Source organism: Bacillus sp. GMa5/1 (genome assembly GCF_050172015.1).
Classification (GTDB): domain Bacteria; phylum Bacillota; class Bacilli; order Bacillales; family Bacillaceae_G; genus Bacillus_A; species Bacillus_A cereus.
The window spans coordinates 1-21,926 of sequence record NZ_JBNLYC010000073.1; the positions used below are offsets into that span (position 1 = coordinate 1).

Below are 21,926 nucleotides of genomic sequence, written 5' to 3' on the forward strand. Positions count from 1 at the left end.
ATGACTGGAGGTAGTGTAATCTTTTGGGGGATTTTAATTTTCATCGGTTTAGTTTTCGATCAGCGTAATAATAAGAAAAAAGAAGGATAAAAAGTAAACGTTTACAAGTAAAATAGCAATTTTTCTTGCTTGCAGATTAATCTTATAAAGGAGTATACTGAATGACGGTAAGACTTATAGAAGGGGTAATGAAAATGAAGCTTGCAGGAAAAGTTGCTATCGTAACTGGCGGTGGCATCGGTATTGGACGTAATACAGCTCTTTTGTTGGCTAAACAAGGCGCAAAAGTTATTGTGACGGACATTGATCAAGAGAGTGGACAAACAACAGTGGAGGAAATTATGAATCTAGGCGGAGAGGCACTTTTTGTATCCTATGATATGGGAAAGCAAGGAGATTGGCAACGCGTTATTAGCATTACTTTGAATGCATTCAGTCGTATTGATATGCTTTTTCAAAATGCAGGTTTATATAAAATAGATTCTATTTTTTCTCGCCAACAAGAGAACGATTCCAATGTACTTTGTATTAATGACGTTTGGATAGAGATAAAACAATTAACGTCATCTTTTATGAAACAGCAAGAAGAAGTGGTGCTTAGTGATTTACCGATTTTCGGTATTATTAGCACAAAAGGACAATCATTTCATACAGTAGAAGCCCTAGTATAATAATAAAAACCGCCCTCAATATATGTGGACGGTTTTTTTGTATGTGTATAGTAAAGATAAATTTTTTAGCGAATACGTTGTTCAGTTTGGTTATCAAAGAAATGTGCTTTATTCATATCAAATGCTAATTTAATTTGATCACCAGGTGAAAATGTATGTCTTGCATCTACACGTGCTGCAAAATCTTGATTTCCAAGTTTCATATATAAAATGGATTCAGCACCTAATAATTCAGCGACTTCAATTTTTGTTGTGAAGGCAGTAGATTGCGAAGCTTCTAAAAATAGTAGTTCATCATGAATGTCCTCTGGGCGAATACCTAAAACAATTTCCTTATTTACATAGCCTTGTTCACGTAGCATCTTCATTTTTCCTTCAGATACTTTAATTTTTATAGTATTGTCTATAACGAAATCGGTTTCAGTCAATTTACCACGGAAGAAATTCATCGCTGGTGAGCCGATAAATCCACCCACGAAAATGTTTTCTGGCGTTTCGTATACTTCTTTTGGAGTTCCAATTTGTTGGATTTTTCCATCCTTCATAACGACAAGACGCGAAGCCATAGTCATTGCTTCTGTTTGGTCATGTGTTACATAAATTGTTGTTGTTCCAAGGCGATGATGTAGCTTAGAAATTTCTGAGCGCATTGCAACACGGAGTTTAGCATCTAAGTTTGATAATGGTTCATCCATTAAGAAAACTTTTGCATCTCGAACGATTGCTCTACCTAACGCAACACGTTGGCGCTGTCCACCTGATAATGCTTTCGGTTTTCTATCTAAATATTGTTCAAGTCCTAAAATTTTTGCTGCATCTTTCACACGACGATCGATTTCATCTTTTGGTATTTTTCGAAGTTTTAATCCAAATGCCATATTATCATATACACTCATATGTGGATAAAGAGCGTAGTTTTGGAATACCATAGCGATATCTCGATCTTTTGGAGGAACATCATTCATTAGTTTACCATCAATTGAAAACTCGCCTTTTGAAATATCTTCAAGTCCAGCTACCATTCGTAATGTTGTAGATTTTCCGCATCCAGAAGGACCGACAAATACAATAAATTCTTTATCTTGAATGTGTAAATTAAAATCAGTTACAGCTGTTACGTTATTATCATATATTTTATAAATGTTTTCTAATTTAAGTTCTGCCATGGTATTTCCCCCTAGAAATAATTATGCAAACGTTTTCTTTGAGTTCATTATAAACGAATAGATTCAAAAAATAAATAAAAAAATAAAACGTTTTCATTTATTGGAGATTTATTAGTGGTTTTCATATGTTTTCTTAGAAAAAGAACAATAAAAATTGTAAGCGCTATTTTAAATTGAGATAGAATCTGTTATCATTCATTAATGAAAACGTTTGCGCCTTAAAAAAGAGAAAAATGAATGATGAATGAAATGGGGTAGCATAATGGAAAAACAATGGTGGAAAGAAAGTGTAGTATATCAAATTTATCCTCGTAGCTTTATGGATAGTAATGGTGATGGTATAGGAGATCTTCAAGGGATTATTTCAAAGCTAGATTACTTAAAAGAGTTAGGGATTGATGTGATTTGGTTATCACCAGTCTATGAATCTCCAAATGATGATAATGGTTATGATATAAGCGATTATTGTAAAATTATGAACGAGTTCGGAACAATGGAAGATTGGGATGAGCTATTACATGAAATGCATGAACGTAATATGAAACTTATGATGGACTTAGTTGTTAATCATACTTCGGATGAACATAATTGGTTTATTGAATCACGTAAATCAAAAGATAATAAATATAGAGATTACTATATATGGCGCCCTGGAAAAGAAGGGAAAGAACCGAACAACTGGGGAGCTGCTTTTAGTGGATCTGCATGGCAGTATGATGAAATGACGGATGAATATTATTTACATCTGTTTTCTAAAAAACAGCCAGATTTAAATTGGGATAATGAAAAGGTAAGACAAGATGTTTATGAAATGATGAAGTTTTGGTTAGAAAAAGGAATTGATGGCTTCCGTATGGATGTTATTAATTTTATTTCTAAAGAAGAGGGATTACCAGCTGTTGAAAGAGAAGAAGAGGGGTATGTTTCAGGTCATAAGCATTTTATGAACGGTCCAAACATTCATAAATATTTACATGAAATGAATGAGGAAGTATTATCGCATTATGATATTATGACGGTTGGTGAAATGCCTGGTGTAACGACAGAAGAAGCGAAATTGTATACTGGAGAAGAACGAAAAGAGTTGCAAATGGTATTCCAATTTGAACATATGGATTTAGATTCAGGAGAAGGTGGAAAGTGGGATGTAAAACCATGCTCACTTCTTACTTTAAAAGAGAATTTAACAAAGTGGCAAAAAGCATTAGAGCATACCGGATGGAATAGCCTTTATTGGAATAATCATGATCAGCCTCGCGTTGTATCTCGTTTTGGTAATGATGGAATGTATCGCATTGAATCAGCAAAAATGTTAGCGACAGTTCTTCATATGATGAAAGGAACGCCATATATTTATCAAGGAGAGGAAATTGGAATGACGAACGTTCGATTCCAATCAATTGATGAATATCGAGATATTGAAACGTTAAATATGTATAAAGAAAAAGTGATAGACCATGGTGAAGATATAGAAAAAGTAATGGAATCTATTTATATAAAGGGTCGTGATAATGCTAGAACTCCGATGCAGTGGAATAATCAGAATCACGCTGGATTTACAAAAGGTGAACCTTGGATTACTGTAAATCCTAACTATAAAGAGATTAATGTGAAACAAGCAATCCAAGATGAAGGTTCAATTTTTTATTACTATAAGAAATTAATTGAACTACGCAAAAATAATGAAATAGTTGTGTATGGATCATATGATTTAATATTAGATAATGACCCTTCTATTTTTGCTTATGTAAGAACATATGGAGATGAAAAACTACTTGTCATTGCAAACTTTACTGCGGATGAAAGTGTATTTGAAATGCCTAAGGATATTAGTTATAGTGAATCAGAGTTATTTATACACAATTACGATGTAGAAATCGGATCAATAGATAACATTCCATTACGTCCGTATGAAGCGATAGTGTTCAAATTGAAATAAGAAAAAGCCTTATGCCATTTCGAACTTGGCATAAGGCTTTTTTGGATTACCATTTTAATATGGAGAATCCATATGGAGGAAGTGTAACTTGTAATACACTTGCTTCCGCTGAAAATTCTTCGTTTGTATAAATGTTAATTATTTTCTTACCAGTAACATGAAGAGGGAGTGAAACTGTAACTTCACTATTAGTAGGGTTTAAAACGAAAAAGATAGTTTCATCCTCATATGTTTTCGTATAAGAAATATAATTATGTTCATCATTTGCTTCGATGAATTGAAAAGTACCATGTCCTCCAAATGCTTTATGTTGTTTACGTAATAAAATCAATGTTTGTATATGGGTAAATAATGCATGATCTTGTTCTTTAGTATCCCAAATCATACATTTACGGCAATCAGGGTCCATGCCGCCATCCATACCAATTTCATCCCCGTAATAAATACAAGGAGAGCCGATGAAAGAAAGATGGAATACATAGAGCAATTTCAACTTATTTTTATCTCCGTTGCATGTTGTTAAAATTCTTGGAGTATCATGGCTGTCTAATAAATGAAATGCTGCTTCATTTACATTCATAGAGTAGGAATGTAGAGATTCTGTAATTTGCTTCATGAATTCACTTGCTTTAATGGAATCGTTAGCAAAGTAAGAAAGTAGAGCATTTGTAACAGGATAGCTCATGACAGCATCAAATTGATCGCCTTGTAGCCACGGAAGGGCATCGTGCCAAATTTCTCCCAAAATATATACTTCAGGATTTAGTGTCTTTATTTCAGTTCGGAATTCTCTCCAAAAGTTGTGATCGACTTCATTGGCGACATCAAGGCGCCAGCCATCTATATTGAATTCTCGTACCCAATAACGTCCTACTTCAAGTAAGTATTCTTTTACATCGGGATGAGCTGTATTTAATTTAGGCATATACGGTGTAAAGGCGAAAGTATCATAATTTGGAAGTGGTTCGGTTATAATCGGAAATTCATGAATGTGGAACCACTCTTTATATGCGGACTTCTCACCATTCTCTAGTACGTCTTGAAATTTCTCGAAAAAGTATCCACTATGATTAAACACAGCATCGAGCATTACTTTTATACCGTGCTTATGACATTCTTCAACGAGCTCTTTAAAGGTTTCTTTCGTCCCAAATTGTGGGTCAATTTCCATATAGTCAATTGTGTCATATTTATGGTTTGAATGAGCTTTGAAAATAGGTGTGAAATATATTCCGGAAATGCCAAGCTTAACAAGGTAATCAAGGTTTTGAATAACACCAGAAAAATCTCCGCCGAAAAAATTAGTTGGAGTTGGATTCGCACTTCCCCAAGGAAGGGTGTTTTCTGGATTCAGCGTACTATCGCCATTAGCGAATCGCTCAGGGAAAATCTGATACCAAATGGTGTCTTTAATCCAAGATGGTGCTTTGAATACATCATCTGCATGAATAAATGGAAAACAGAAAAAGTTACCAACATCATCATTTGGAATGCTAGAAAAGAATCCTCGCTCTGCATAAATAAGAGTGTCTGTTTCAGATTTTAATTCAAACCCATAACGTAAGCGCTTAAATTTTGGTTCAATTGCAATGGACCAATAATCAAATAATGCAGTAGAACCCGTTTTTTTCATGGGTGTACTTGCTGATATCCATTTCCCGTCTTTCCATTCGTAAGGATCACCGTAAATAAGATCGGCGCTTTGAATATCATCTCTCTTAGTACGTACTCGGATGTGAATTGTTTGTTCATCATAAGCGTATGCATAATTATCTTTCGGCCTATGATAAATGGCTTCTTTAAACATATAGAAAATCCCCCTTCAATATCTCTATACATAGTATTCCCTTAAGTGTAATAATAAAGCCTGTATTGCAAACGATTGCCTTTCTCGTAGCTTTAATATTGCTTATAAGAGTAGTATTCATTTTATATAAAGTCAATGTATAAAGAGTATAATGACATAATTTTTAAATTAATATTTGCAAAATGAATAAAAGAATGTATAATGATAGACAAATAGCGCAAACGTTTTCATAGATTGAGATATTGTTTGCGCTTCAATTAAACTATTAAATGCAAACGTTTTCAGTTACTGAGGTACATAGACAATTTAGGGAGGTTTTTGGGATGAAGAAAGCATTATCATTATTAACGGTTTCAGCATTATCTATTGGTATGTTATCTGCATGTGGACCGAAAGATTCAGGGAAAAAAGAGGAAAGTAAAGCGAAAAAAGACTATGATCTTCTTGTTTGGGAAGATGATAAAAAAGGTGTTGGTTTAGAACCAGCAGTGAAAAGCTTTGAGGAAAAATATAAAGTAAAAGTAAAAGTTGTTGAAATGCAAATGACAGATCAAGTGAAGAAGTTACGCCTTGATGGGCCAGCGGGGACTGGACCAGATGTTGTAACATTGCCACACGATCAAATCGGAAATGCAGTAACAGAAGGTTTACTTTCTGAAGTGAAAGCAGATGATGCTGTAAAGAGTAAATTTACTAATTCATCAATAGAAGCACAGACATATAATGGAAAATTATATGGTTTACCAAAAGCAATTGAGACACCAGTCTTTATTTACAATAAAAAACTAATGCCAAAAGCGCCAGAAACGATGGACGAGCTGTTTAACTTCTCAAAAGAATTTACGAAAGATGGCAAGTACGGATTTTTAGCATTAGGAGATAACTTCTACTTTGCTAATGCATTCATGGCAGGTATGGGCGGTTATGTATTTGGTGAAAAAGATGGAAAGCCAAATGCAAGTGATGTTGGATTAAATAATAGTGGAGCAGTACAAGGTGCTGAATATCTTCAAAAATGGTACAAGGAAAAATTATTCCCAAAAGGTATTATCGGTGAATCAGGTGGGCCTGCTGCTGATGGACTATTCAATGAAGGAAAAGCAGCTTCTATCATGAATGGCCCATGGGCGTTCCAAGCAATGGAAAAGAACGGGATTGATTATGGCGTTGCTCCAATGCCGAAATTACCAAATGGTCAACCAATGAAAACGTTTGTTGGGGTTAAAGGATGGCATGTAACAAGTTTCTCTAAACAAAATGATTTAGCTACAAAATTCACTGAGTGGGTAACAAATGAAGAAAACGCAAAAATTCGATTTGAGAAAACAAAAGAAATTCCTCCAGTAAAATCAGTAATGGAAGATCCAATTATTAAAGATAACGAAGCTGCAAAAGCAGTTGCAACGCAATCTGAAAATGGAATTCCAATGCCAAACATTCCAGAAATGCAAGAAGTTTGGAAACCAGCTGGAGATGCGCTTCAATTAGTTGTTACAGATAAAGAGGCACCAAAAGCGGCGCTTGATAGTGCAGTGAAACAAATTAAAGGTAATATTGAGGCAAATCATAACAAGAAAAAATAAGGTGAAATTCGTGCCTCTAATATGAGAGGCACGAATTCTCTCCCTTCCATGTAGGAAGAAAAAAGGGGGAAGGAACATGCAAACATCTATGGAACCAGCAAATGGGTTAAACCATTCAAAGCATAGGAAAATGGCAACCATGTTATCAATCATTCCAGGCGTGGGCCAAATGTATAATAAACAATTTGTAAAAGGTCTTATTTTTCTAGTATTAACAGGTTCTTTTATTGTAGCCTTTGCTGATTTATTAAATATGGGATTATGGGGTATTGTAACGCTTGGTACAGAAGTTCCACGTGACCATTCTGTCTTTCTATTAGTAGAAGGAATCTTGGCCCTTATCGTTATCGCTTTTGGGCTAGGCATATATGCATTTAACTTATATGATGCATACCAAAATGGAAAGAAACGTGATAGCGGAACACCGTTAAATTCTGTAAAAGAGCAATATCGTAATTTGTTAGATCAAGGTTTTCCTTATTTAATGGTTTCACCAGGTTTTCTACTACTTATCTTTGTGGTCGTATTTCCAATCATCTTCGTAATTTTAATTGGATTTACAAACTATGATTTATATCATTCTCCTCCAGCTAAATTAGTAGATTGGGTGGGCTTTAAAAACTTTATTGATATTTTCACTTTACCGATGTGGAGAGAGACATTTGTAAGTGTATTCTCTTGGACTGTCATTTGGACATTCGTTGCAACAACATTACAAGTTGCACTTGGTATTTTCTTAGCGATTATCGTAAATCAGCCTGGTATTAAAGGAAAGGCGATTATTCGAACAATCTTCATTTTACCGTGGGCGGTTCCAGCATTCGTATCTATTCTTGTTTTCTCTGGTATGTTTAATGAAACATTCGGAGCGATTAACAATCAAGTATTAGCTTTATTCGGAATTGAAAAGATTGCTTGGATGACAGATCCATTTTGGGCGAAGATTGCTTTAATTATGATTCAAACGTGGCTTGGGTTCCCGTTTATCTTTGCGATGACAACAGGTATACTGCAATCGATTCCGGGAGAATTATATGAAGCGGCTACAGTAGATGGAGCGACAGCTTGGCAACAGTTTCGTAAAATTACATTGCCACTTGTGTTATATGCAACAGCACCAATATTAATTACGCAATATACGTTTAACTTTAATAACTTTAGTATCATCTATCTATTTAATGGTGGAGGTCCTGCTGTAGCTGGACAAGACGCAGGTGGAACGGATATTTTAATTTCATGGATTTATAAGTTAACGATGACTTCAGCGCAGTACGGAAAAGCAGCAGCTCTTACAATGATATTATCGTTAATTGTTATTACAGTTGCGTTATGGCAATTTAAGAGAACAAAATCATTCCAAGAAGAGGATATGATGTAAATGAATATTAAAAGACAGAAGATGTTACGTCTCTCATTAAGTTATTTAGTTATTTTCGTAATGTGTGCCATCATTTTCTATCCGTTATTATGGATTATTGGCTCATCGTTTAATCCAGGTGATAGTTTATCTGGATCAAGTATTATTCCACAAAATGCAACGTTAGATCATTATCGTAAGTTATTAGATCTAGAGAATAGTAATTACTTACTATGGTATAAAAACACATTAAAAGTAAGTGTTTTAACGATGATTTTCTCAGTGTTAGCAATTAGTTTTACCGCTTATGCATTTTCGAGATATCGTTTTGTTGGAAGAAAAAATGGTTTATTAACATTTTTAATTCTGCAAATGATTCCAAACTTTGCAGCGTTAATTGCTTTATACGTATTAGCTCAATTAACAGGATTAATTGATACACACCTTGCATTAATTTTAATTTATGTAGGCGGGGCTATTCCGATGAATACATGGCTTATGAAAGGGTATTTTGATACGATTCCGAAAGAACTGGATGAATCAGCTCGAATGGATGGAGCAGGACATTTTCGTATTTTTTGGCAAATCATTATGCCACTTGCAAAGCCAATCGTAGCGGTTGTAGCGTTATTTACTTTCATTGGTCCATTTACAGATTTCATTTTAGCGAGTATTATTTTGCGAACACCAGAAAATTATACTTTAGCAGTTGGATTATATGAAATGGTTGCGAAGAAATTCGGTAATGAATTTACAACGTTTGCAGCGGGTTCTGTGTTAATTGCGATCCCAATTTCAATTTTATTCCTATCACTACAAAAATACTTTATTTCTGGTTTAACAGCTGGAGGTACAAAAGGATGAAAAATGGGACATTACGTCCCATTTTTCTTTTCATCTCCCTATAAATAAGTTTATAGGGAGATGAAAAGAGATTTGACATCACATGTGAAAAGAAGTGAAATAAATAGTATATTATAGTATAGGAAAAAATAGCTATATCCCTTACAATACATGAAGAGGGAGAATAGGATTAGTTTTGCAAGATATAAGAAATGAAAGTTTATGACTTGCAATGAGTGCGAGATAAAATATATGAAAAATGGCAGAGAAATGAGAGGAGGGGGATTTTTATGACAGTTACAATTAAAGATGTGGCGAAGCAAGCGAATGTTGCACCATCAACAGTTTCTCGTGTAATTGCTGATAATCCAAGTATAAGTGAAAAGACAAAGCGCCGTGTTAGGAAAGTGATGAGTGAATTAGGGTATCATCCCAATTTAAATGCGAGAAATCTTGCGAACCAAACGACGAAAACACTTGGTCTTGTTATGCCAAGTTCTGCAAGTAAAGCTTTTCAAAATCCATTTTTCCCGGAAGTTATAAGAGGGATTAGTTCATTTGCACACGTAGAAGGTTATGCGCTTTACATGTCGACAGGTGAAACGGAAGAAGAAATTTTTAATGGTGTCGTAAAGATGGTACAGGGACGCCAAATTGGTGGCATTATTCTTTTATATTCAAGGGAGAATGATCGGATTATTCAATATTTACATGAACAAAATTTCCCGTTTGTTTTAATAGGAAAACCATATGATCGAAAAGATGAAATTACATATGTAGATAATGACAATTATACAGCTGCAAGAGAAGTGGCAGAATATTTAATTTCATTAGGGCATAAGCAAATCGCGTTCATTGGTGGTGGATCAGATTTACTTGTAACGAGAGATCGTTTAGCTGGTATGAGTGATGCCTTGAAATTAGCAGACATTGTATTACCAAAAGAATATATTTTACATTTTGATTTTTCGAGGGAAAGTGGTCAACAAGCTGTTGAGGAATTAATGGGACTGCAGCAACCGCCAACGGCAATTATGGCAACGGATGACTTAATTGGACTTGGTGTGTTAAGTGCTCTTTCTAAAAAAGGATTCGTTGTACCGAAAGATGTTTCTATTGTAAGCTTTAATAATGCTTTATTATCAGAAATTGCGAGCCCTCCACTTTCGACAGTTGATGTGAATATTTATCAGCTAGGATATGAGGCAGCAAAAGCTTTAGTTGATAAAGTAGAGAATGCAGAATCCACTGCAAAGTGTATCATTATTCCTCATAAATTACTAAAACGTCAAACTTGTGATCATTATGCATAAAAAAGCTAAGAGTTTAACTCTTAGCTTTTTTCATTAGAAAGGCTTCTAATCGGTCGCAGCCTTCTTTTAAAGTTTCGATACTATACGCATAGGACAAGCGAAGGTAGCCTTCACCGTATTCAGAGAATGCTGTTCCAGGAACTACAGCTAGTCCCGCTTCTTTGACAAGATCAAGTGCAAAATCAAATGATGAAGATGTCAAATGACCAACATATGGGAATAAGTAAAATGCACCTGTGGGCTTTTCAACTGTTAATCCCATTTGAGTGAGTCTATTATATACGTAATCACGGCGTTTTTTATATTGGTGGCGCATCATTTTTGGTGCGTCTTTAGCTGCTGTTAATGCTTCAATTGCAGCGTATTGAGCGATTGAAGTAGCACACGTTACATTGTATTGATGAACTTTTAATATGTGTCCTGCTAAATAACTTGGTGCAAATAAAAGTCCAACACGCCAGCCAGTCATAGAATGTGATTTAGATAAACCGTTAATGACAATTGTTTTTTCACGCATTTCTGGGAAATGAGCGATAGATGTATGCTTTTGTTCATATACAAGCTCGCTATAAATTTCATCTGAAAGGACGAAAATATTTTTATCTTTTAAAACATCTACAATATCTTTTAGCTCTTCTGTTGATAAAGTTACACCGGTTGGGTTAGAAGGATACGGTAGTACGATACATCTTGTTTTTTCTGTAATAGCATTTTTAAGCGCTTCAGCTGTTAAACGAAATCCAGTTTCACGAACATCTACAAAAATAGGCGTTGCACCGCATAATCGAATAATAGGTTCGTAGCCTGGATAAATAGGAGCAGGTAAAATTACTTCTGTTCCTGGCTCTAAAATCGTTCGGAATGCAACATCAATTGCTTCGCTAGCACCGATTGTAACGATGGTTTCGTTTTCAGGTGAATAATGTAAATCGTAGTTATCTTTTACGAAGTTACAAGCTGCCTTACGTAATTCTAGTAAACCAGCGTTATGTGTATAGCTTGTATAGTTTTCTGTAATAGCCCGTTTAGCCGCTTCTTTCACGAGAGAAGGTGTAGGGAAATCGGGTTGTCCAATTGTTAAAGAAATCAAATTATCATAGTTTTGAATCATGTTAGAGAACTGACGGATTCCAGAAATTTGGATGTCCTTCACTCTAGGGTTAATGAATTGTTCCATTGTATCTCCCTTTCTTCCGTTTGAAAATTAAGTTCATTTTATCATATTTTCTATGATTACGCTTTGTATATGTTATTTAGAAAGAGAGAGAAAAGAGAAAAAAAGCCGCTATAAGCGACTTTTTAATATCCGTATTCCCAATCTATTTCATCTTCATTCCAGAGTACAGAGGATACCTTGCCAAGGTGAACGACTGATTCGTTTACAGCACATGTGCAGTTTTCATCTCCCGCTTTATGCTGTAACTCTTCATATACTGATTTTTCAACATTTTCTAGAACAACCAAATTTTCTTCTTTTAAAACAAGCGTAGTACCCGCCATATTTATCTTCCTCCTACTAAAGTAATGATCACTTATTTGTAAACATAGATAGTATGGATTATATGCTGTATTTTGCTATAATTGTCCGTCTAAAAAAGTATTTTTATATTTTCTTTGTAATCCGTATTCATTGTATACTGCACGAAGGAAATTTGGTACAGGGTTTACAATCATTTCGAAAATCTGTAACAATTATTATGAGTTGTTAACAAAGAATTAACAAATATGTTAAGAAAAATCAAAATTTTAAAACAAATACACCTATAAAATGATATAATCATATCAAAATACATATAGGGGATGAGAGGTTATGGAGCTTATCCGTGATTTATTGATTCAAATTGCCATCATAATTTTGCCACTATTTTTATATGAAGCGATTCGTTTAAATCGCTATCAAGAAATGCCTCCGAAGCCAAATCGTTACTTTATTATGTTTTTATCTAGCGTTACGCTCGTTCTCTCTATGACATACTCTATTTGTTTTGGCAATGTGTGTGGGTATAACTTTCACCCCATTCCAATTGTCAGTGGTTTTTTATATGGTGGGATTGTTGGTTTAATCCCAGCGGTTATTTTTGTTGCATATGAATGGTTACTAAAGGGAATGAGCTTTCTTCCAGTTTTAGAAGTAATATTTCTATTGATAGTTCCGCTATTTTTATCAAAGAAATGGTCTCTTTTTTCAAGGGATAAGAAATTAATTTTAGCATTTATGATTTCATCATTTTATGTGCTTGTTTCTTTAGTATTAGGCATGATTAATGTTCTTTTGGAAACAGGATTTACACCGTATATTTCGCAAATATATAGCGGATTTATATTTGCCTCGCTTATCATGGTCATGACAATGGTATTTCAGGTGTATTTAACTGAATATTTAAATGAAAATGCATTGCTACGTACAGAGATGCAAAAATCAGAAAAGCTTAATATTGTAAGTGAGTTAGCAGCAAGTGTGGCACATGAAGTTCGAAATCCACTAACTGTTGTTCGTGGATTTATCCAATTGCTAGAAAGTACGGAAGATGTGAAGAATAAGGATTATATGCGTCTTGTATTAGCTGAATTGGATCGGGCGGAACAAATTATTTCAGATTACTTAAATTTAGCAAGGCCGCAAATTGAGAAAAAAGAACACATTTGTTTATCAGCCCAATTAATAGAAATGACCACTCTTATGTCGTCATTTGCAGCGATGCAAGGTGTATATTTACAAGTTGAAATTTCAGAAAGCCTTTATACGATTGGTGATAAGACAAAATTGAAGCAAGCTATTATGAATGTTGTTAAAAATGGTATTGAAGCAATTCAAGGAAATAAAGGATATTTAAAAGTAACAGCTATTCAAAAAGATGAAACAATCATAATAAGAGTTAAAGATAGTGGTGTTGGTATGACGAAAGAACAGTTAGCAAGGCTTGGGCAACCATATTATTCTTTAAAAGAAAAAGGGACAGGATTAGGACTTATGGTAACATTTAGTATTTTACAAGCGCATAATGGTACATTGGAATATAAGAGTGAAAGTGGAAAAGGCACTGAAGCAATTATTATATTACCAGCTGTACAAAATAAGGAATAAAAGTTACCGATGAAAGGTAACTTTTTAATTTATATTGTTTATTCATTTGTTTTTTCTTGTTTTGCTCGGCTAAATAAACTTTTAAATGATTGAAAGAAGCTTTGCTCTTTTGAGGCAGCAACCATTCTTTTTGTTTCTTGAATTTCTCGAATAACTTGCATAAGCTGTGCATCACGGTTACTGTCTTTGTTATAAATTTGACTAACAAGTTTATTCATTTTTTCTTCCTGTTTGGATTCTCGTTTATACATATGATTCATTAATAAGTCCATCTTTTCTTTTTGCAGTGCATCTGTTTGAGCGGCGTGATCGACTAACTCTTGAAGCATTTTTTCTTGAGAGCCTTCTTTTACATAAACTTGTTGCATCAATTCGTCTAGTTTCTCATCCTTTAAACGATTTTGTGTAATTAGAGTAGAATTTTGATGAATAATTGCTTCATTTAATTGAGCTAGCATTTCAAGTTTTAACATGAACTCCTCAAAGTTACGCCCATCTTCTTTTTCTTTCGTTTGTATCTCTTGCTTATCTTGTATAACTGGTACAGGTGGGGCCTCTTTTTCTTTTAAAATAATCGGTATCGTTTCTGAAATATCTTCTTGTAATGTAGCAGCTCTTTCGTGTATAGATTTCAATAGTTTTAAATCATCAAGTTTATAAATACGAGCATCAGCTGTTTTGGAAATCATATAACCATGTTCCTCTAACAGCTGACTATATTTGCGAACTATATGTTTTGGGATGCCTGTTTTATTCGTGACATCTTTCGTTTTATAGGTAGCTTCCATCATATTTCCTCCCCAAAAAGTATCGTATATATCATTTCAATCTTTTATGAGGACTTCCTTTGAAAAAGAATGTCGGAAGGCTATTAGTTTTCTACAGCATTAGTGAAAAAATGAAAATTTTTGGCGGAATGGCAAGGAATAACTAAAATAATGTCTGAAAACATATACAGGAGAAGTTTGTTATAATAACGGAGGAAAAGAAACTGGTAGAAACATGGAGGTATACATGAAGCAATTAAAAGGTATTATCATTTCAATTATCGCAATTCTGTCTATTTTAGTAGCAGTTTATGAAGTACTTGTGCCAGAGGAAACAAGTGTAAAGAAAACGAATACGTATGATCAAGTGTTAGAATTTCCGAAAGAACGTTATCCAGAGACAGGAAAACATATTACGGATGCTATAAAAGAAGGGCATTCAGAAGTTTGTACAATCGATCGTGGTGGTGCTGCAGATAGAAGGAAATTGTCGTTAGCACCATATCCATCAAAAAAAGGGTATGATCGTGATGAATGGCCAATGGCGATGTGCAAGGAAGGCGGAAAAGGAGCACATATTGAATATATAAGTCCGGCGGATAACCGTGGAGCAGGCTCTTGGGTAGGGAATAAGTTAGATAAATACCCAGATGGTACGCGAGTAAAATTTGAAGTGAAGTAGTAGTTGTATATTTCATAATGAAGGAGAAGGGGAACTATGGAGTTAACGATTTCTTATTCGCAATTAATGTTGATGAACTATGACGGTGAGCAGCCTTATGTAGATTGGACTGATGAAGATTTTGAAAGAGGTTATGCTAAGGCAGATGGAACTGTTATTTTTGAAGCACTTTCTGATTATACTTGTGAAGTGAAAGTGACCCCAGGGAAACATATTGAAAAAGAAGAAGTAGTTAGAACGATTACGGTTCCTTTTACAGTTGAAAATGAAAGTATCGTTATAACGAGTATTCTTTCTAATAAATTTCAAATACCTATTCCAAATGGTGAGTATACAGTTGTATTACAAGCAATTCCTCTTGAAGAGCCAACGGATGATGAATTATATAAAATACAATATGAATTCTTTTTTGAAAGTAAAGAATAAAAAATGGGTTATCCTGAGAAAAGGATAACCCATTTTTGTTATGCGTTTGTTTTTAAAAGGGAACGAGCATCTTTCGCTGCTTGCACCATATGTTCTAAAGCTGGAATAACTTCTTCTGTTCTTCTCGTTTTTAAACCACAATCGGGGTTAATCCAGAAATATTTAGGATCACATACTTCTAAAGATTGTTCTACGATTTTATACATTTCATCTTTACTCGGTACACGTGGGCTATGAATATCATATACACCTAGGCCAATGCCTTTTTCATATGTTGTATGTTTTAATGTATCAATAAATTCTCCGTGACTTCTTGATGTTTCGATAGAAATTACATCTGCATCTAATGCGCGAATCGCGTCAACAATATCTTCGAAGTTACTGTAACACATATGAGTATGAATTTGTGTTTCATTTGCTACAGAAGAAGTTGCTAAAAGGAAGGATTGTACTGCCCATGTAATATAAGCATCCCAATCTTTTTCTTTTAGTGGCATTCCTTCACGAAGTGCGGGCTCATCGACTTGGATTACTCTAATTCCAGAAGATTCAAGTAGTTCAATTTCGTGACGAAGAGCTAGTGCAATTTGATACGAAACTTCTTTTCTTGGAATATCATTTCGAACGAAGGACCAATTTAAAATTGTAACAGGTCCGGTTAACATTCCTTTTACAACTTTCTCTGTTAAGCTTTGTGCATAAACTGTTTCCTTAATAGTCATGCCGTTAATAAAGGCTACATCACCATAAATAACAGGTGGTTTTACGCAGCGGGAACCGTATGATTGTACCCAACCGTTTTTAGTGAATGAGAAACCAGCAAGGCGCTCACCAAAATATTCGACCATGTCAGTTCTTTCAAATTCACCATGTACAAGTACATCAAGCCCAATTTCTTCTTGGTAACGAATCCATTTTTCTGTCTCTTTTTCAATAAATTGTTCATATTGGTCATTTGAAATAACACCGTTACGCCATTCTTTTCGCGTTTGACGAACTTCAGTTGTTTGCGGGAAGCTACCAATAGTCGTTGTTGGTAATAGCGGTAACTCTAGAGCAACTTGTTGTAATTCGTATCGTTTTTCAAATGGAAGAGGACGTGAAAAATCTTCTTCTTTTAGTGCTGTTCGTGCTGCTTTGACATCTTCTCGGTTACGTGCAGCAGATGAACGAATTGTATGATGTACGTTTCGATATGTTTCCAGCTCATTACTAATGCTTTCTGTACCTTGAGTGAGAGCGGAATGAATAAGAACTAACTCTTCTAATTTTTGATTTGCAAATGCTAACGCATCAAACAGCTCAGTCGATAAGTGGGTTTCTTCTGTTTTATCGATTGGTGTATGCAATAAGCTACAAGAAGGCTGAACGATGATATCTTTCGTTTGGACTTGTTTTTGTAACGTTGTAAATAACTCAAGAACTTCATCAAGGTCAGCTCTCCAAATGTTACGGCCATCTATACAACCGACAGCTAAAGTTTTATCAGCTGGGAATCCATATTTTGAAATAGCATTTAGATTACCTTCTTTACCATGAATGAAATCTAATCCAATACCGGATACCGGGAATGTAATAATTTCTTCATAGTTTTCTTCTACGCTATCAAAATATGTTTGTAAAAGAAGAGTCGCATTTGGAACTTCTTTACGAATAGCTTCATAAATTTCTTTTGCTTGTTGAACTTCTTTTTTAGTTAAAGAAGCGAAAATCGGTTCATCAACTTGAATGGCTTGTGCCCCAGCTGCATGTAGTTCTGAAAGCAGTTGTACGTAAGGTGCAACTAACTGTTTTAAAATGTTAGGAAATTGTTCTTGTGTATAGCCTTTAGCTAATTTTAAGAAAGTATATGGTCCTAAAATAACAGGCTTTCCATCTACTCCTAATTCTTGTTTTGCCTCTTCGTATAAGCGAAGTGGGCGATTATCTTTTAAAGAGATTTGTAATCCCTCTTCATATTCAGGAACGATATAGTGATAGTTTGTGTTAAACCATTTTGTCATTTCGGAAGCTACGTGATCTTTAGAGCCACGCGCCATTGCGAAATATACATCAAGGTAAGATGTAAACTCAGAAAAACGTGATGGAATAAATCCTAGCATATAGGCAGTATCCAAAACGTGATCATAATATGTAAAGTCGCCAATTGGAATGAGTTCAATCCCTTTTTCTTGCTGTACTTTTACGTGTTGAAGGCGAATTTCTTTCATTGTTGTTAAAAATTGTTCTTCATCGATTTTATTGGACCAAAAAGCTTCCAATGTTTTTTTCCACTCTCGTTGTAGTCCGATACGTGGATAACCTAAGTTACTTGTTTGAATTGCCATTTTAAATTCCTCCCTAATTGAAAGTAAGCATTTCCGTTTACTAGGAAATACCTATAACAAAAAGTACAAAGACATAGAAAATAAGCCTTCCTTTTTGTTTTAACACCTCATCATCATCCGTGAATCTATCAGTGTTGTTAAAACAGGCAGGTCTCCTGACTTATGCTTCATATAATTTCTTTCACCTTCCCGTTTTCACAGTGGCACCAAAAAGAAATCTCAGCATTTACAGTGGCGGGACCGTGTTGGAGTTTCACCAAGCTTCCCTTTTAAACACGAAACGAAACTTTCGTGTACCTATTTTCCTTTTGAAAGGAATTTAACAAGCGATATGATATTGAAACAAATTCTAACACAATTTTTGGAATTTTGTCTACTGTTTTGAAATAAGAAAATTCAAAAGTTTTTATTTCTTATTATTATGACTTTTCATCCTGGATTAACTAATAATATTACAGTATAAAAAGGAAATTGAGCTATGAAAGAAGTAGGGATGCCTTCTTTCATAGCTCAATTTTCATCTATAGCAACTTCTGAAAGTCGGCCTGCTATAGCATCTTTAAGGAGGGTGTTTAGCCATTGTAATTCAACTGTAATATGCTCAATTACACTTTGCAAAATATATAGTTGTGCACGTGGAACCTTTCCTTTATTACAATCATATATCGTTTGCATAGTATGTAAATATTGAAGAGTATCGTTTTTCTTTTTTTCTAAAATAGGAACTAATTCGTGATCATTGCTAAAGTGAGCGAAAGATAAGGCCGAATAAATAGGTTTATATATTTGGTTTTTGGCTTCGAATTGTTTTAATAGTAAAGTGTGGAATAGTTTTTTGCCTTCTTCTGTTATATGAAAAATCGTTTTGTCAGGTCGATTTGTGTCTCTAATTACATTTGTAATATGAATTGCGCCTTGCTTTTCTAATTGCTCGAAGGCGTAATAAAGTGATCCTTTAGCATATTTAATGTAACAATCCATTTGTCGTTCTTTCATAATATGCTGCACTTCATATGGATGTTTATCTCCTTCGAGTAGCAAGCCGAGAATGACTAATTTCATGCTCATGCTGTCTCAACTCCTGTATATAAAAACTTTATCTAGTAAGATCCCCACCCAAAAATTCAGCGGAAGCAAAGAAGTTAGGTGGGGATTAACTGCCCGTAAAAGCCCGATTGGTGAGGGCTAATAATCAGTGGGGGATGAACACCCCCCCACTGATTAAAGTTTCACTTTATACATATTATAAACGGCATATCCTTTTTCATAAAGGAATATGCCGCTTCTTTTTTATATTAACTAACTTGCTTTTGTTTTTCTTTCTTTTTAGGGCCTGTAAAGAGGCGTTCATTTCCCATAAGTAAAATACAAATAATACTTAGTACAGCCGGGATGAGTGCCCAGAAGAATGTATTCGCAATAGATGTAGCGAGAGCTTCTTTAATACCCGCTAATATTTCAGCAGGAATTTTTGCGGTAGCGCCTGGTGATAATAAGAAACTTGTGTCTCCGCCTTTTGGAGCTAATTTTGCTAGTTCAGGGGGAAATACAGAGTTTAGTTTATCTGTAAAAATATGATTTTGAATTGTACCGAAAATCGTTACACCAAGAGTCATACCGAGTGATCGGAAGAATGAGTTTGTTGATGTCGCCGAACCACGGTCCCGCATTTCCAACTTGTGAATAGAAGACATACTTAATACTGAGAATGAGAAACCAACACCAAGCCCAGCGAGAATCATAAATAGTGTTACGAGTAAACGAGGTGTGTCCATTGTTAAAGTACTTAATAAATAAATACCAAGAACGAAGAAGAAACCAGATACCATCATAATGTTACGATAGCTTGTTCGAGACGCTAATTGTCCTCCGGTTTGACTTCCAATTACAGAACCAACCATCATTGGTGTTAAAATTAATCCAGCATTAGAGGCGGAACCTCCAAGAACGCCTTGAATGAAGATTGGAATATAAACTGTACAGATAATAAAAGCGGCACCATAGAAAAAGGCAACTCCTTGACTAGCTGCGAATAAAGGTTTTTTAAATAGATGGAACGAAATAATAGGCTCGGTTGCTTTTCGTTCTACAAAGAAGAAAATAATAAGCGTAATAACTACTGTTGTAAATAAGCCAATAATTACAGTAGAATTCCAGGCATATTCTTTACCACCAAGTTCTAATACGAACATTAAGCAAACGATACTTATGACAAGTGTAATAGCACCAGCCCAATCAATTTTTTGTTTTCTAAATCCTAGAGACTCACTGTAGTATTTAGTAATGAAGAAAAAGGAGATAAGTCCTAATGGAATATTAATATAGAAGACCCAATGCCAACTTATGTAGTCAGTAATATAAGCACCTAATAAAGGACCGAATACACTAGATGTCCCAAAAACAGCACCAAATAGCCCTGTCATCTTCCCGCGTTTTTCTGGTGGGAAGATATCATACATAATTGTGAAGGCGATAGGCATAAGGGCACCACCACCGATACCTTGAATAGCTCTATAAATACTTAATTGCTCAATACTTGAAGCTGTTCCGCAAAGAGCAGAACCGAATAAGAAAAGAATGAGGCCCCCAATATAAAAACGTTTCCGCCCGTACATATCAGAAAGTTTCCCGAAGATAGGCATCCCTGCCATTGTTGCTACCATATAAGCTGATGTGACCCAAACAAACTTATCAAATCCTCCTAGGTCTCCAACGATTGTTGCCATTGCGGTTGCAACGATTGTATTATCCATTGCGGCCATTAATATACCAAGCAGTAAACCAGCAACAACAAATTTTGTCTTGTTGGCTTCTTTTTTTAATGGTTGAGTTTCCAAATATAACCCTCCTTTAGAAATAAGTAAACTATATTAAGTTTTGAGTGCAGTGGATAAAAAATCTAAATGTATAGTTGATTTTAATTTCTTTTCCATAAGTGCACTAATATGCCATAAAGAATATTATAGTCAAATTTGACTATAAGGCAAACTTTTTCTTACGTCAAAATATTCTTTCGTATGAGTAGAGAACGAGTGAGCCATACTGAATATTGCTATGAAGGGAATGAAGTAAATTGTAAAAAAATTTCATAAAGAACACCTTCTGTTAATAGATGAAAAATGGTTTTTTCTTCATATTGTCGAATAGGATAAAAGGAAGAGAAATATTAAACATTGCTTGTAGCAAGCTTTAGTAATTTGGGGAATTCATTGTGTGTATGTTACATCTGAAATGAGGTGAATATATATTATGAAAATATGGGGACGAATTTCGGATACAGGAAAATATTCAATACCGCTACAACCAGTATTGTGGATTGACGGATCGAAAAAGGAAAACGAATTTCCTCAAGTAGCCGTTACATTACAAATTGGTAGTATGTATACAGAACAGTTTTCGTATGAATTGACCTACGATGTAAACGACATACTTATTATGCGAATTGAAGTGGAAAATAAAGGGGTAGAAATGATTTCGAGAGTTGTTGTAAGTCATATGATTCGAGATTACTTTGCTTATATTCCTAATTCTTTAAAAGTTGATAAGGGGATAAGTGAGTTTTTATTCCAGCTTGTTAGATGGCGAATTGATGATTTGTTACCGAATGAGAAGGTGGAACTACGTTGTAAAATAAAAGCTAATAAAGATAAAGCTCTTAAACAAACATTCTTTCAGGCTACATATACATTTCAAGATAAAGAGATATCATATGGCCCACTGCAAACAAATGAAGTTGTTGTGCGTCAATGATAAAAAGGAACCTGTACAAAAGGTTCCTTTTTTAGTGAAGGTTGTGTTTTTTGAGTATTTTCTTTTGCTCCATTCCTTTTTTTCCTACATAGTTATTTTTGTAGCCAAAGTATAGAATAAATAAAAATGAAACAACATTAACAATAGCGTCGATTTGATCGTTTGTAATAAAGTGTATCCCGAAAGAGGTAAATAATAATTTTAATGATA

General features: G+C 34.6%; 20 protein-coding genes and 1 riboswitch. Of the genes, 11 read left to right on the top strand and 9 right to left on the bottom strand.

Going from position 1 to position 21,926, the window contains the following annotated elements:
* Nucleotides 1–90, top strand: a complete 90-nt coding sequence (locus ACQGSG_RS17205) for a hypothetical protein (RefSeq protein ID WP_000145650.1) — start codon at nucleotides 1–3, stop codon at nucleotides 88–90.
* Between the two features lie 71 nt (nucleotides 91–161).
* Nucleotides 162–671 (top strand): SDR family NAD(P)-dependent oxidoreductase, encoded by a 510-nt coding sequence (locus tag ACQGSG_RS17210; RefSeq protein ID WP_325842585.1) that lies wholly within the window; start codon nucleotides 162–164, stop codon nucleotides 669–671.
* 65 nt (nucleotides 672–736) lie between these two features.
* Here ACQGSG_RS17210 and ACQGSG_RS17215 read toward each other — a convergent pair whose 3' ends face one another.
* A complete protein-coding gene (locus ACQGSG_RS17215; RefSeq protein WP_000818931.1) occupies nucleotides 737–1,837 on the bottom strand; it encodes an ABC transporter ATP-binding protein in 1,101 nt (366 codons plus the stop codon).
* 262 nt (nucleotides 1,838–2,099) lie between these two features.
* Here ACQGSG_RS17215 and malL point away from each other — a divergent pair, with 262 nt between their 5' ends.
* Nucleotides 2,100–3,776 carry an oligo-1,6-glucosidase gene (gene malL / locus ACQGSG_RS17220; protein WP_325842586.1) on the top strand — a complete coding sequence of 559 codons (1,677 nt, stop codon included), beginning with the start codon at nucleotides 2,100–2,102 and terminating at the stop codon, nucleotides 3,774–3,776.
* A gap of 46 nt (nucleotides 3,777–3,822) precedes the next feature.
* Here the strand turns inward: malL and ACQGSG_RS17225 are convergent, their stop codons facing one another.
* Nucleotides 3,823–5,583: an alpha-glycosidase gene (locus ACQGSG_RS17225; protein WP_000471776.1), complete on the bottom strand. Its 1,761-nt coding sequence runs from the start codon at nucleotides 5,581–5,583 to the stop codon at nucleotides 3,823–3,825.
* Nucleotides 5,584–5,906: 323 nt separating this feature from the next.
* Between ACQGSG_RS17225 and ACQGSG_RS17230 the strand changes: the two genes are divergently transcribed.
* From ACQGSG_RS17230 to malR, 4 genes are all read left to right on the top strand, one after another.
* Nucleotides 5,907–7,166: an extracellular solute-binding protein gene (locus ACQGSG_RS17230; RefSeq protein WP_000709923.1), complete on the top strand. Its 1,260-nt coding sequence runs from the start codon at nucleotides 5,907–5,909 to the stop codon at nucleotides 7,164–7,166.
* Between the two features lie 76 nt (nucleotides 7,167–7,242).
* Entirely contained in the window at nucleotides 7,243–8,544 is a 1,302-nt protein-coding gene (gene malC / locus ACQGSG_RS17235) for a maltosaccharide ABC transporter permease MalC (RefSeq protein ID WP_001194996.1), read from the top strand.
* Nucleotides 8,545–9,387: a maltosaccharide ABC transporter permease MalD gene (gene malD / locus ACQGSG_RS17240; protein WP_001022608.1), complete on the top strand. Its 843-nt coding sequence runs from the start codon at nucleotides 8,545–8,547 to the stop codon at nucleotides 9,385–9,387.
* 269 nt (nucleotides 9,388–9,656) lie between these two features.
* Nucleotides 9,657–10,679: a maltose operon transcriptional repressor MalR gene (gene malR / locus ACQGSG_RS17245; protein ID WP_000219053.1), complete on the top strand. Its 1,023-nt coding sequence runs from the start codon at nucleotides 9,657–9,659 to the stop codon at nucleotides 10,677–10,679.
* Nucleotides 10,680–10,692: 13 nt separating this feature from the next.
* On the opposite strand, the gene ACQGSG_RS17250 is transcribed toward malR, so the two are convergent.
* Together ACQGSG_RS17250 and ACQGSG_RS17255 are read right to left on the bottom strand one after the other, a co-directional pair.
* Complete coding sequence (locus tag ACQGSG_RS17250; RefSeq protein WP_000434578.1) at nucleotides 10,693–11,856, bottom strand: aminotransferase A; 1,164 nt, start codon at nucleotides 11,854–11,856, stop codon at nucleotides 10,693–10,695.
* Between the two features lie 122 nt (nucleotides 11,857–11,978).
* The gene (locus ACQGSG_RS17255; RefSeq protein WP_000929277.1) at nucleotides 11,979–12,179 is read right to left on the bottom strand and encodes a hypothetical protein; all 201 of its coding nucleotides are present in this window, start codon (nucleotides 12,177–12,179) and stop codon (nucleotides 11,979–11,981) included.
* A 310-nt stretch (nucleotides 12,180–12,489) separates the two neighbouring features.
* Between ACQGSG_RS17255 and kinB the strand changes: the two genes are divergently transcribed.
* Entirely contained in the window at nucleotides 12,490–13,764 is a 1,275-nt protein-coding gene (gene kinB / locus ACQGSG_RS17260) for a sporulation sensor histidine kinase KinB (protein ID WP_000420369.1), read from the top strand.
* A 38-nt stretch (nucleotides 13,765–13,802) separates the two neighbouring features.
* On the opposite strand, the gene ACQGSG_RS17265 is transcribed toward kinB, so the two are convergent.
* Nucleotides 13,803–14,552 carry a DUF3967 domain-containing protein gene (locus tag ACQGSG_RS17265; protein ID WP_000388471.1) on the bottom strand — a complete coding sequence of 250 codons (750 nt, stop codon included), beginning with the start codon at nucleotides 14,550–14,552 and terminating at the stop codon, nucleotides 13,803–13,805.
* Between the two features lie 226 nt (nucleotides 14,553–14,778).
* Between ACQGSG_RS17265 and nucA the strand changes: the two genes are divergently transcribed.
* Nucleotides 14,779–15,213: a DNA-entry nuclease gene (gene nucA, locus ACQGSG_RS17270; RefSeq protein ID WP_000811494.1), complete on the top strand. Its 435-nt coding sequence runs from the start codon at nucleotides 14,779–14,781 to the stop codon at nucleotides 15,211–15,213.
* A 36-nt stretch (nucleotides 15,214–15,249) separates the two neighbouring features.
* Entirely contained in the window at nucleotides 15,250–15,639 is a 390-nt protein-coding gene (gene comJ / locus ACQGSG_RS17275; RefSeq protein ID WP_000424030.1) for a competence protein ComJ, read from the top strand.
* 38 nt (nucleotides 15,640–15,677) lie between these two features.
* On the opposite strand, the gene metE is transcribed toward comJ, so the two are convergent.
* The 3 genes from metE to ACQGSG_RS17290 form a co-directional block, all read right to left on the bottom strand.
* Nucleotides 15,678–17,966: a 5-methyltetrahydropteroyltriglutamate--homocysteine S-methyltransferase gene (metE, locus tag ACQGSG_RS17280; protein WP_001007604.1), complete on the bottom strand. Its 2,289-nt coding sequence runs from the start codon at nucleotides 17,964–17,966 to the stop codon at nucleotides 15,678–15,680.
* A 128-nt stretch (nucleotides 17,967–18,094) separates the two neighbouring features.
* Nucleotides 18,095–18,282: riboswitch (cobalamin riboswitch) on the bottom strand.
* Nucleotides 18,283–18,476: 194 nt separating this feature from the next.
* A complete protein-coding gene (locus ACQGSG_RS17285; protein WP_000062063.1) occupies nucleotides 18,477–19,034 on the bottom strand; it encodes a PadR family transcriptional regulator in 558 nt (185 codons plus the stop codon).
* A 227-nt stretch (nucleotides 19,035–19,261) separates the two neighbouring features.
* Nucleotides 19,262–20,803, bottom strand: a complete 1,542-nt coding sequence (locus ACQGSG_RS17290; RefSeq protein ID WP_426947715.1) for an MDR family MFS transporter — start codon at nucleotides 20,801–20,803, stop codon at nucleotides 19,262–19,264.
* A 412-nt stretch (nucleotides 20,804–21,215) separates the two neighbouring features.
* Here ACQGSG_RS17290 and ACQGSG_RS17295 point away from each other — a divergent pair, with 412 nt between their 5' ends.
* Nucleotides 21,216–21,716, top strand: coding sequence for a hypothetical protein (locus ACQGSG_RS17295; protein WP_000708120.1), 501 nt, complete (start codon nucleotides 21,216–21,218; stop codon nucleotides 21,714–21,716).
* Nucleotides 21,717–21,747: 31 nt separating this feature from the next.
* Here ACQGSG_RS17295 and ACQGSG_RS17300 read toward each other — a convergent pair.
* The coding region (locus ACQGSG_RS17300; RefSeq protein ID WP_426947717.1) for a phage holin at nucleotides 21,748–21,926 on the bottom strand (179 nt) is incomplete at its 5' end.